This window comes from Nocardioides astragali (genome assembly GCF_024436375.1).
Classification (GTDB): domain Bacteria; phylum Actinomycetota; class Actinomycetes; order Propionibacteriales; family Nocardioidaceae; genus Nocardioides; species Nocardioides astragali.
Genome location: NZ_JAFMZM010000004.1, coordinates 658372 through 670096, shown reverse-complemented (window position 1 = coordinate 670096; position 11725 = coordinate 658372). Strand labels below are relative to the sequence as shown.

11 protein-coding genes are annotated in these 11725 nt (G+C 71.3%); 4 read left to right on the top strand and 7 right to left on the bottom strand.

Features of this window, described 5'->3' with window-relative positions:
- The first annotated feature begins 126 nt into the window (after nt 1-126).
- Nucleotides 127-1428: an HNH endonuclease signature motif containing protein gene (locus J3P44_RS16510; RefSeq protein ID WP_255891524.1), complete on the top strand. Its 1302-nt coding sequence runs from the start codon at nt 127-129 to the stop codon at nt 1426-1428.
- A gap of 8 nt (nt 1429-1436) precedes the next feature.
- Here the strand turns inward: J3P44_RS16510 and J3P44_RS16505 are convergent, their stop codons facing one another.
- Nucleotides 1437-1883 carry a GNAT family N-acetyltransferase gene (locus tag J3P44_RS16505; protein WP_255891523.1) on the bottom strand — a complete coding sequence of 149 codons (447 nt, stop codon included), beginning with the start codon at nt 1881-1883 and terminating at the stop codon, nt 1437-1439.
- Between the two features lie 443 nt (nt 1884-2326).
- Here J3P44_RS16505 and J3P44_RS16500 point away from each other — a divergent pair, with 443 nt between their 5' ends.
- Nucleotides 2327-2533, top strand: coding sequence for a hypothetical protein (locus tag J3P44_RS16500; protein WP_255891522.1), 207 nt, complete (start codon nt 2327-2329; stop codon nt 2531-2533).
- Here the strand turns inward: J3P44_RS16500 and J3P44_RS16495 are convergent.
- Complete coding sequence (locus J3P44_RS16495) at nt 2511-3572, bottom strand: NAD-dependent epimerase/dehydratase family protein (protein WP_255891521.1); 1062 nt, start codon at nt 3570-3572, stop codon at nt 2511-2513. The two genes, J3P44_RS16500 and J3P44_RS16495, sit on opposite strands and share 23 nt — an antisense overlap.
- Nucleotides 3573-3670: 98 nt before the next feature.
- Nucleotides 3671-4660 carry a GTP 3',8-cyclase MoaA gene (moaA, locus tag J3P44_RS16490; RefSeq protein WP_255891520.1) on the bottom strand — a complete coding sequence of 330 codons (990 nt, stop codon included), beginning with the start codon at nt 4658-4660 and terminating at the stop codon, nt 3671-3673.
- Nucleotides 4661-4720: 60 nt separating this feature from the next.
- Between moaA and J3P44_RS16485 the strand changes: the two genes are divergently transcribed.
- The gene (locus tag J3P44_RS16485; protein WP_255891519.1) at nt 4721-5557 is read left to right on the top strand and encodes an SURF1 family cytochrome oxidase biogenesis protein; all 837 of its coding nucleotides are present in this window, start codon (nt 4721-4723) and stop codon (nt 5555-5557) included.
- Here J3P44_RS16485 and J3P44_RS16480 read toward each other — a convergent pair.
- From J3P44_RS16480 to J3P44_RS16465, 4 genes are all read right to left on the bottom strand, one after another.
- Nucleotides 5501-6271, bottom strand: a complete 771-nt coding sequence (locus tag J3P44_RS16480; RefSeq protein WP_255891518.1) for an SDR family oxidoreductase — start codon at nt 6269-6271, stop codon at nt 5501-5503. The two genes, J3P44_RS16485 and J3P44_RS16480, sit on opposite strands and share 57 nt — an antisense overlap.
- Before the next feature lie 10 nt (nt 6272-6281).
- Entirely contained in the window at nt 6282-8159 is a 1878-nt protein-coding gene (locus J3P44_RS16475; protein ID WP_417629407.1) for an ABC transporter ATP-binding protein, read from the bottom strand.
- An 85-nt stretch (nt 8160-8244) separates the two neighbouring features.
- Nucleotides 8245-9030, bottom strand: a complete 786-nt coding sequence (locus J3P44_RS16470; RefSeq protein WP_255891516.1) for an enoyl-CoA hydratase/isomerase family protein — start codon at nt 9028-9030, stop codon at nt 8245-8247.
- Nucleotides 9031-9073: 43 nt separating this feature from the next.
- Nucleotides 9074-10672: an ABC-F family ATP-binding cassette domain-containing protein gene (locus J3P44_RS16465; RefSeq protein WP_255891515.1), complete on the bottom strand. Its 1599-nt coding sequence runs from the start codon at nt 10670-10672 to the stop codon at nt 9074-9076.
- Nucleotides 10673-10782: 110 nt separating this feature from the next.
- Here J3P44_RS16465 and ypfJ point away from each other — a divergent pair, with 110 nt between their 5' ends.
- The gene (gene ypfJ / locus J3P44_RS16460; protein ID WP_255891514.1) at nt 10783-11724 is read left to right on the top strand and encodes a KPN_02809 family neutral zinc metallopeptidase; all 942 of its coding nucleotides are present in this window, start codon (nt 10783-10785) and stop codon (nt 11722-11724) included.
- Nucleotide 11725: the final 1 nt, after the last annotated feature.

Below are 11725 nucleotides of genomic sequence, written 5' to 3'. Positions count from 1 at the left end.
GGGCGAGTTGCGAGGGTGAGTAATAGCCCGGTGATCCGGGCCTCCAGGAGCGACGACCGTTGAGTGTCACGCGTGTGCGTGACGTGAGCCGTCGTCGAGGGGAGGCCGACCGTGTCAGATGCAGTCGTGACTCATCCGATTGTTGCTGCCGTCACCGACGTCCGTGCCTCGCTCAAGAGCGTCGCTGACGCGAACCCGACGTTCATGTCCGCCGACGACAAGGCGGCCGCGCTGACCGAGCTGGTCCGCGCCGAGGGGCAGCTGGCCGAGCTGCGGCTGCGGATCCTGGCCGACGCTGGTGACCTCGCGCACGACACGGCCGCGAAGGACGCGGCCGGTTGGCTGGCCCAGCAGACCCGCACCCGGTACGCCGACGCCCGCACCGACCTCACCCTCGCGGCCGCACTGGACCGGGAGCACCCGGTGCTCGGTGCCGCGATGCGCGAGGGCGAGGCCACGCTGGCGCAGGCCCACGTCATCCACCGCGCACTCGACGCGCTCACCGCCCTGCTGGCAGTCGTGGACACTGACACCATCGCCCAGGCCGAGGCCCACCTCGTCGCCCAGGCTGCTGAGTTCGGACCCCAGGAGCTCGGCAGGATCGGCCGCCGGATCCTCGACGTGATCGCCCCCGAGATCGCCGAGGCCGCCGAAGCGGCCCGGCTCGCTGACCTCGAAGCCCATGCGGGCGACCGCACCCGCCTGTCCATGCGCCGGATCGGGGACGGCACCACCCGCATCTCCAGCGTGGTCCCCGACGCGTCCGCGACCCGGTTTGCGACCTACCTCGAGGCCTACGCCAACCCCCGCCAACCATCAGGCCAACCATCGGGCCAACCAGCAGGACCCGGCAGCCTCACGACGGAGGGTGACCCGGTCACCCGGCTGGCCTACCCCAAAAGGCTCGGTCAGGCGTTCGTCCAGTTCCTCGAAGCCATCGACCCCACCCGATTGCCGATCCACGGCGGCGACGCCACCACCGTCATCGTCACCATCCCCCTCGCCTCCCTCCAGGCCGACCTCGCCACCGCCGACCTCATCGGCGCCGGCCTCGTCCCCGGCGACGACCACACCGGCGAGCGCATCACCGCCGCTCAAGCCCGCCGCCTGGCCTGCACCGCGAAGATCCTGCCCGCCGTCCTCGGCGGCGCCAGCCTCCCCGTCGACCTCGGCCGCGCCCGCCGCCTGTTCACCCCAGCACAACGCAAAGCACTACTGATCCGCGACCGCACCTGCCGCGCCGAAGGCTGCGACACCCCCGGCACCTGGTGCGAAGCCCACCACCTCGACCCCTGGCACACCGGCGGACCCACCGACCTCAACAACGGCATCCTGCTCTGCAGCCACCACCACCACCGCGCCCACGACACCAGCTACCGCACCGAACGCCTCCCCAGCGGAGACCTCCGCTACCACCGACGCAGATAGGCCGCCGCCTATGGCAGAAGATCCTTGCGGAAGTGGACATCGGCGTGCTCGGGTGTTGGCACTCCTTCCCATCGGAAGATCTGTCTGTATCCGTGTCTCTCGTAGAAGCCGGGCGCTTGAAACGTGAACGAGGTGACGAACACATGAGTGCACCCGCGCCTCGCCGCTTCCGTCTCGAAGGCGCGAAGTAGCTCGCTGCCCAATCCGGAGCCCCTGAAGGCTGGATGCACCCACACCATCCCCATGCCGCTCGCACCGCCCCAGGTCCACCCGCTGATCCCGCCGACGAGCTCATCAGTCTCGTCGCGGACGCGAATCGTCAGCTCCTCGGCGGGAGTGACGTCGGGTGTCGCGGCCCGATTGAACTCACTGAGGCGATCGGAGAGGTGCTGGTCCAGCTCGGGATCTGCTCCAGCAACCTCTGGCACGAGGCGGGGAGGCTCGAGGGTGCTCACGCGCGATTGTCCCACTCGGAGATCAGGCCCCACGCCCCCGCGCGACGTGACTACTCTCCCGGCATGACCCTTGACTGGAACGGGGAAGTCCTCGACCAGGGCGAGTCGCACTGGCACCAACGGCTGCGGCCTCGCCTGGACGGGCTGTCGGACGACGAGTACTTCTGGCAGCCGGTTCCCGGATGCTGGACGATCAGTCGACGCGGCCAGAGCCAGGCTCCGGTCTCCTACGGATCAGGTGACTTCACGTGGGACTACGGCACCGCCACGCCGGGCGCCGAGCCGATGACCACCATCGCTTGGCGACTGGGGCACCCGATGGAGTGCCTCGCGTCGATGAACTCCTCCCACTTCGGGGCCCGGAGGCGAGCGTCGAGACGTACGAGTACCCAGGCACAGCCGAGAACGCGCTCCGGCAGCTGGATGACGCCTACCCGGCGTGGGTGTCGGGCGTCCGCGCGCTCGGCACCGCGGGGCTCGCCGAACCTCAGGGGGCCACGAGTCCTCCGGAGTTCGCCGCCGCACCGGTGGCGAGGCTCGTCCTCTACACGAGCGTCGAGCTCTTCCACCATGGCGCTGAGGTCTGCCTGCTCCGGGACCTCTATCGCTGGTCGCTGCCAAATCTCGTCAGGGAGTCCGGCGGCTGCTGACCGGCCCTCGGCGTACGAACCGACTCACCGCGCCGGCGACGGTGCGAGGGCGCAGGACCGGGGTGCGTTCGGACGCGGCTTCCTGCATGCCTCGAACGGTCTCGGCCAGGGTGGACAGGGCATCCGTCCCGGGCGTCCAGCCCAGCTCCGACTCCGCCCGGGTCGTGTCCAGCAGCGGCAGGGCGTACGCCATGTCGATCCACCCCGGGTCGACCGGCTGCAGGCGCGCGTGCCAGCTCGCCGACACTGCGGCCCGCACCGCCGCGGAGGGGACGTGGACGAGCCGCGCCTCCAGCGCGGCGGCGATGTCCTGGGCGGTGACGGCCGGTGGGGCCGCGAGGTTGAAGGCGCCCGGCGCCCGTGCGTCGAGCACCCGGGCGAAGGCGTCGGCCACGTCGTCCGCGTGCACCATCGGGACGGCGAGGCGCCGGTCCAGGGGCACGACGGGTACGTGCCGCAGGACCGCTGCCGGAACGACCGCGGGCAGGCCGTGGCGCAGCAGCTCACTGCCGGCCTCCCGCTGGCCGATGATGCCCGGCCGCATCCGCGTGACCACGAGAGCCGGGTGGTCGCGCTCCAGACGGTCGAGCAACCGCTCCGCCGCGGACTTGTGCCGGCTGTACATGGAGCTGCGCACGCCGTCCGTGGGCCACGTCTCGCCCACCGGGGTGTCGTCACGCTTGGGCGAGTAGGCGCCGATCGAGGACATGTGCACCAGGTGCCGCACGCCCGCGGCCGTGGCCGCCTCGATGACGCGTCGCGTACCCCCGACCCCGAGCTCCATCAGGTAGTCCTCACGGTGCGTGGGTTGGAACCCCCACACCAGGTGCACGATCGCGTCGGCACCGCGGCAGACCTCCGTGAGTGCGCCCGCGTCGTCGCGCGACAGGTCCAGGGTCGACCACTGGACCTCGGCGTAGGGCTCACCGGCCCGCGGCGGGCGTCGTACGACGCCGACCAGCTCGTGCCCGTGGCCGGACAGCCTGCGGAGCAGGGCTGATCCGACGTTTCCGCTCGCGCCGGTGATCACGATGCGCATGCCGCCTCCTCGTCCACGCGCGGGGCGTCGGCCGCCTCGCGCCTGCCCCGTACCCACTTGGGCGAGGCGCACGCGGCGGCGGAACCGCAGCTGACTGGCTAGCCGCCGATCGCCGACATCGGCCGGTCCGGCTGGAGGAAGGTCACGTCGTCGATGCCGTGCCCGGCGCGCTTGCCGAGCATCGCGACAACCCACCGCTGGGCGATCTCCTCGTCGCTCGCGCCCGAGCGCAGCGCCGTACGGAGGTCGGACTCCTCGCGCGCGAAGAGGCAGTTGCGCACCTGGCCGTCGGCGGTGAGCCGGACCCGGTCGCAGTCGCCGCAGAAGGGGCGGGTGACCGAGGCGATGATGCCCACCGTCGCCGGTCCGCCGTCGACGTCGAACAGCTCCGCCGGCGCGCTGCCGCGGGGGGCTCCGTGCGGGGACAGCTCGAACTCGGCGGTGAGCGCGTCGTAGATCTCGTCGGCGGTGACCATGGCTGCCCGGCTCCAGTCGTGCTGGGCGTCGAGCGGCATCTGCTCGATGAAGCGCAGGTCGTAGCCGTGATCGACGCTCCAGCGCAGGAGCTCGGCGGCCTGGTCGTCGTTGATGCCGCGCAGGAGGACGGCGTTGAGCTTGATCGGACCCAGCCCCGCTGCCTTGGCGGCCTCCAGCCCGGCGACGACGTCCTGGAGCCGGTCGCGCCGCGTGATCGTGGCGAACGTCTCGGGGCGGACCGTGTCGATGCTGGCGTTGATCCGGTCGAGGCCGGCGTCGGCCAGCGCCTGTGCGGTGCGGGTGAGGCCGAGCGCGTTGGTGGTGAGCGAGGTCTCCACGCCGAGGGCGTGAGTGCGGGAGACGATGTCGACCAGGCCGCGGCGCAGGAGCGGCTCGCCGCCGGTGAAGCGCACCTCCGCGATGCCGAGCCGCTCCACGCCGATCGTGATCAACCGGACGACCTCGTCGTCGGTGAGAGTCTGCTCGGTGGGCAGCCAGTCCAGGCCCTCCGCCGGCATGCAGTAGCTGCACCGCAGGTTGCAGCGGTCGGTGAGGGAGACGCGCAGGTCCGTGGCCACGCGGCCGAAGCGATCTGCGAGGGGGGTCGTCACCCGGCAGAGTCTATCGAGGTCTGCCTCAGACGCTCAGGTCGTCCCGGATAACCTCGGCGGGTGCACAAGCTGCGGTTCCTGGTCTCGCGCCGCTGGATCGTCTTCGCACTGGCGGTCGTCGGCCTGGCGTGGGTCGCCTGGCGCCTGGGCGAGTGGCAGTTCCACCGGCTCGAGGACCGCCAGGAGCGCAACGAGACCATCGAGCGCAACGAGGAGGCCGGTGCGCAGCCGATCGCTGACGTGATGGCACCCGGGGAGCCGGTCGCGGGGGCCGAGGAGTGGCGCATCGTGGAGGCCTCCGGGACGTACGCCGTCGAGGACACCGTGATCGTGCGCTATCGCACCCGCGAGGGCGCTGCCGGCGTCGACGTGGTGGTGCCGCTGGAGTTGGCCGACGGCTCGAGCGTCCTCGTGGACCGCGGGTGGTACGCCACCGACAACCGGGGCGCCACCAGCGAGGAGGTGCCCGAGCCGCCACCCGGGGAGGTCACCGTGACCGGGTGGGTGCGCCGCGACGCCGAGGGCGACAGCACCGAGGTCTCCGACCAGTCCACCCGCGCCGTCAACAGCGAGCAGATCGGCGAGGCGCTCGACCGCGAGGTGTTGGGCGGCTGGATCGACCTGCGCTCGGAGTCGCCCGAGCCCGAGACCCCGCTCCTGCCGGTGGAGATGCCCGAGCTCGACAACGGCCCGCACTTCTTCTACGGCCTGCAGTGGTGGTTCTTCGGGGCGCTCGCGATCTTCGGGTTCTTCTACCTGATGTACGACGAGTGGCGCGGCGGGCGCGGACCCTGGGGCCGGACGGAGCAGGCGGGAGCCCGCTCGCGGTCAGAGGCTCGTTCAGAGGCTGCGGAGCAGTCCACCGTCGACGGGAAGCATCACACCGGTCAGGAATGACGCGGCCGGCGAGAGCACGAACGCCGCCACCGCGCCGAACTCCTCCGGCTCGCCGTAGCGGCCGAGCGGGATGCTGGCCTCCGCAGCCTTGCGGGCCGCCTCCGCGTCACCCGTCGAGGCGTCGAGCTCGGCGACCCGCTCGGTGGCGATGCGTCCGGGCAGCAGCCCGTTGACCCGCACGCCCCGCGGACCGAGCTCGTCGGCCAGGGTCTTGGCGACCATCGCCAGCCCGGGCCGCAGCCCGTTGGAGATCGCCATCTCCGGCAGCGGCGCACGCACGCTCGAGGACAGCACGAGGCCCAGCGAGCCGCCTGCGGGCAGGGCCGCGCCGACCTCGCGCGCGAGGCGTACGGCTCCGAGGAACACGGACTCGAAGGCCGTGCTCCACTGGTCGTCGGTGATCGTCGTGACCGGCCCCTTGGGCGGTCCGCCGACGCTGATCAGGGCGCCGTCGACACGCCCCCAGGCGGCCTCCGCCGCCGCCAGCAGTCGCGCCGGGGTCTCCCGGTCCGCGTTGTCGGCGACCACCGACACCGCTGCCTCGCGACCGGCCGCGCCGTCGAGAGCCGCGGTCGCCTCGTCGAGCGATTCCTGCGTTCGACCGGAGATCACCACCCGCGCCCCCTCGGCCACGAGCGCCTCGGCGCTGGCCCGCCCCAGTCCTCTGGCTCCCCCGGTGACGATGTAGACACGATCGGTCAGCTGCAGGTCCATTCCACTGACCCTAGCCAACGACGGGGACGGTCGGCGCCTCGCGGAACTGGGTCGCGTGGAGGGTGGCGTAGAGCCCGCCGGAGGCCACCAGCTCGGCGTGGGTGCCCTGCTGGACCACCCGCCCCTCGTCGAGGACGAGGATCAGGTCGGCGTTGCGGACCGTGGAGAGCCGGTGCGCGATCACCAGGGACGTACGCCCCTCGAGCGCCGCGTCGAGCGCCCGCTGGACGGCGGCCTCCGACTCGCTGTCGAGGTGGGCCGTCGCCTCGTCGAGGACGACGATCGAGGGCGCCTTCAGCAGCAGCCGTGCGATGGCCAGCCGTTGCCGCTCGCCGCCGCTGAGCCGGTAGCCCCGGTCCCCCACCACCGTGTCGAGGCCGTCGGGCAGGGAACGGACGAGACCGGCGATCTGTGCGGCCTCGAGCGCGGCCCAGATGTCGGCCTCGAGGGCGTCGGGACGGGCGTAGAGCAGGTTGGCCCGGATCGTGTCGTGGAACATGTGAGCGTCCTGGGTGACGTAGCCGACCACGTCCTCCAGCGACTGCAGCGTCACGTCGCGTACGTCGTGGCCGTCGACCCGGACCGCCCCGGCCTCGACGTCGTACAGGCGGGCGACGAGGTGGGTGACGGTCGTCTTGCCCGCACCCGAGGGACCCACGAGCGCGACCATCTGCCCGGGCTCCGCGGTGAACGTGACGTCGTGGAGGACGCGGCCGGTGTCGCGCGACTCGGTGCGGGCCACGCTCTCGAGGGAGGCGAGGGAGATGTCCTCGGCGCGCGGGTAGGTGAAGGCCACGTGGTCGAACTCCAGCTTCGAGGCCTTGCGCGGCAGCACCACGGCGTCCGGCTTCTCCTGGATCAGCGACGGCAGGTCGAGCACCTCGAAGACGCGGTCGAAGCTCACCAGGGCGGTCATCACGTCGATGCGGACGTTGGAGAGGCCCTGCAGCGGTCCGAGCAAGCGGGTCAGGAGCACGCCGAGGGCGACGATCGTGCCGACGGTCAGGTCGCCGCGGATGGCAAGGTAGCCGCCGATCCCGTAGACCAGCGCCGTGGCCAGCGACGGCACGAGGGTCATCGCCGCGAAGAAGATCCGGGTCAGCAGGGCGATGCGTACGCCGAGGTCGCGCACCACCGCGGCCTTCTGGCCGTAGGCGACGTCCTCGGCCTCGCGTCGGCCGAAGAGCTTCAGGAGCATCGCGCCGCCGACGTTGAACCGCTCCGTCATCGCGTTGCCGAGGTCGGCGTTGCCGTCCATCTGCGCCCGGGACAGGTCGGCGAGCCTCGCACCGACCAGCCGCGACGCGACCAGCAGGATGGGGAAGAGGGCGATGCACAGGACGGTGACCGGCCAGCTGAGGAACAGCATCGTCACCCCGACCACGATCGCCGCGATGATGTTGGAGACCGTGCCCTGCAGCGTGGAGGTGAAGGCGCGCTGGGCGCCGATCACGTCGTTGTTGAGCCGGCTGACGAGGGCGCCGGTCTGGGTGCGGGTGAAGAACGCCAGCGACTGGCGCTGCACATGGGCGAAGACCTTGGTGCGGAGGTCGTAGATGAGCCCTTCACCGATCCGGCTGGACAACCACCCGGTGACGAGCCCGAAGGCCGCGTCGACGACCGCCACGAGGGCGACCAGGGCGGCGAGCCACACCACCAGCGAGGTGTCGCCGGTGCGGACGCCGTCGTCGATGATCGTCTTGAGCAGCAGCGGAGGCACCACCACCAGCGCGGCGTCGACGACCGTGACTGCCAGGAACCCGGCGATCAGCTTGCGGTGCGGGCGTGCGAACCCCAGCACCCGGCGTACGGTCCCGCGCTCGATCTTGCTGTCGACGACGCTCCGGTCGCTGCGCAGGAACCGCCACGGTGCGCCTCCTGCGCCCATCGACATGCGTGCTCCTCCATCTGTTCACCGGGGCAACTAGCCACGGTGCCGGATTGTTCCGTCGTACGCCGCCGACGGGACCCGGTCAACCCGCGAAGGCCGCCGCAAGCGCGCGGAAACGACGTACCTGGGCCTCACGCTCGAGCCGCCGCTGCTCGTCGAGGTCGCGGTCGAGCGCTCCCTGCAGCAGCGCCTTCGTCTCGGGCACCACGCCCTCCATCGGCGCGACCAGGGCGGCCGCGAGGTCGGCGACGGCTGAGTCCAGCTCGCCGGCCGGGACGGCGGCGGTGGCGAGACCGATCGCCACAGCCTCGTCAGCAGGTACGACGCGGGCGGTGGCGCAGATCTCCAGGGCGCGCGCATAGCCGACGTGGGCGACCAGCGGCTGCGTGCCGGTGAGGTCGGGCACCAGGCCGAGGGCGGACTCCTTCATGGAGAACTTCGCGTCGTCCGCGACGAAGCGAAGGTCGCAGGACAGGGCGAGCTGGAAGCCGGCGCCGATGGCGTAGCCGCGCACCTTGGCTATCGAGACGAACCGCGGGTCGCGCAGCCAGGTGAAGCCGCGCTGGAACTCCTCGATCCGCGCCGAGGCGTCCTCGTCGCTGAGCGCGAGCAGCCCCACGACGCTCTCCTGCCCGGTCGTCGAGGGGTCGAGCATGGCCCGGTCGAGGCCGGCGGAGAAGGTCTCCCCCTCCCCCGTCACCACGACCACCCTGATGTCGTCGGGCAGGGTCCGGCCGATCTCACCGAGCGCGAGCCACATGGCGGGTGTCTGCGCGTTGCGCACGTCGGGACGGTCGAGCGTCACGGTGGCCACCGGACCCTCGATCCCGAGGCGAAGTCCGACGGCGGCGAGGTCTGCGGGAGTCATGCCACCCACGCTACTACTCGCTGGTAACTTCAGGGAGCAGGCCTCATGCCAACGACACGAGGTCGGCGTAGTCGTCGCTCCACAGGTCCTCGTCACCGTCGGGCAGGAGCAGCACCCGGTCGGGCTCGAGCGCCCGGACGGCGCCCTCGTCGTGAGTCACGAGCACGATCGCGCCCTCGTAGGTGCGGATCGCCGCCAGGACCTCCTCGCGCGAGGCGGGGTCGAGGTTGTTGGTGGGCTCGTCGAGCAGCAGCACGTTGGCCGAGGACACCACGAGGCTGGCGAGGGCCAGTCTGGTCTTCTCGCCACCGGACAGGACACCGGCGCTCTTGTGGGCGTCGTCGCCGGAGAAGAGGAAGGACCCGAGGACACTGCGGGCCTCGGAGTCGGTGAGCTGGGGCGCGGCGGACTGCATGTTCTCCAGCACGGTCCGGGAGGTGTCGAGGGTCTCGTGCTCCTGGGCGTAGTAGCCGATCTTCAGCCCGTGACCCGGGAGCACCTCGCCGGTGTCGGAGGGGTCGACGCCGGCCAGGATGCGCAGCATGGTGGTCTTGCCGGCACCGTTGAGGCCGAGGATCACGACCCTGCTCCCCCGGTCGATGGCGAGGTCGACGTCGGTGAACACCTCGAGCGACCCGTAGGACTTGGAGAGCTCGCGGGCGGTGATCGGCGTCTTCCCGCACGGGGCGGGGGCGGGGAACTTGATGCGGGCCACCTTGTCGGCGGCGCGCTCGCCCTCGAGGCCGGCAACCATCTTCTCGGCCCGCTTGAGCATGGACTGCGCTGCCGTCGCCTTGCTCGCCTTGGCGCGCATCCTGTTGGCCTGGTCGGTGAGGGTCTTGGCCTTGGACTCGGCGTTGGCGCGCTCGCGCTTGCGTCGGCGCTCGTCGGACTCGCGCTGGGAGAGGTAGTCCTTCCAGCCCATGTTGTAGACGTCGATGACGGCGCGGTTGGCGTCGAGGTGGAAGACCTTGTTGACCGTCTGCTCGAGCAGTGCGTTGTCGTGGCTGATCACCACGAAACCGCCCCGGTGGGCCTTGAGGTAGTCGCGCAGCCACACGATCGAGTCGGCGTCGAGGTGGTTGGTCGGCTCGTCGAGGAGCAGGATCTCGGCCCCCGAGAACAGGATCCGGGCGAGCTCGACGCGTCGTCGCTGTCCACCCGAGAGCGTGCCGATCGGCTGCTCCAGGATGCGGGACTCGATGCCGAGGGCGGCGGCCATCTGGGCGGCCTCGGACTCCGCGGCGTACCCGCCTCCCGCGTGCAGCTCGGCGTCCGCTCGCGCCCACCGCTTCATGCCGCGCTCGTGGACCTTGGGGTCCTCGTGGGCCATGTCGACCTCGGCCTCGCGCAGGCGTCGTACGACATCGTCGAGCCCGCGGGCGGACAGGATCCGGTCGCGGGCTATGACGGCGGGGTCGCCCACCCGGGGGTCCTGAGGGAGGTAGCCGATGTCGCCGCTGCGCAGCACCTGGCCGGCGGCGGGCTGGGCCTCTCCGGCAAGGATCTTCGTGAGCGTCGTCTTGCCGGCACCGTTGCGCCCCACGAGGCCCACCTTGTCGCCTGCGGCGATGCGGAAGGTGACGTCCTCCATGAGGAGCCGCGCGCCGGCTCTGACCTCGAGCTTCTGGGCGGTGATCATCTCGGGCGACATCCTACGAAGGGGTGAAGGCAGGAGCCCCATCGGCGAGACAGGCGTTACTGTGCGGAGAGGCTCCATCTGCGCGTCACGACCTGCGGAAAGGCACTCCCATGCGGTTCAACCCGAAGGCCGACATCAGCAAGGGCCGCGTCCGCGACGCCGGCGGCGGTGGAGGCGGTGGGGGCATGGGCGGTGGCGGCATGCGCATCCCGATCCCCGGCGGCACGCGCGCCGGAGGTGGCATCGGCGGGATCCTGATCATCATCCTGTTCGTCATCCTGAGCCAGTGCATGGGTGGTCAGCTGCCCGGCGGCGGTGGCGGCGGTGCCCCGCAGGGCCAGGCCCAGGGCGACCCCGAGGGGATCGACAACAGTGACGAGCGCTACGCCAACTGCAAGACGGGCGCGGACGCGGAGGACGACCCCGACTGCGCCCGCAAGGCGGTCGCCCTGTCGTTGGAGCAGTACTGGGCCAGGACCCTGCCGGAGCAGGGCGGCACCGAGCTCGCGCCGGCCCAGATCAACACGTTCGCCGGCGCTGTCGACACCGGCTGCGGCCAGGCGTCCTCGCAGGTCGGCCCGTTCTACTGCCCGCCCGACCAACAGATCTACCTCGACACCACGTTCTTCGACGACGTGCTCGAGGACCAGCTCGGCGGGCAGGGCGGCGACTTCGTCGAGCCTTACGTCCTGGGCCACGAGTACGGCCACCACATCCAGAACCTGCTCGGGACCATGAACAGGGTCCGCACGCAGAAGGGCCCCGAGTCCGACGCCGTACGCCTCGAGCTGCAGGCCGACTGCTACGCCGGCATGTGGACTCGCGACGCCGAGGACAGCAACCTGATGACGCTCGACCAGGGCGACATCGAGGAGGCGCTCGACTCCGCCAAGGCCGTCGGCGACGACCGGATCCAGCAGAAGTCCGGCCAGGGCGTGGACCCCGACGGCTGGACCCACGGCTCGTCCGAGCAGCGCATGGCCTGGTTCATGACCGGCTACGAGCACGGCAAGCTCGAGGCCTGCGACACCTTCGCCGCCAGCCAGCTCTGAG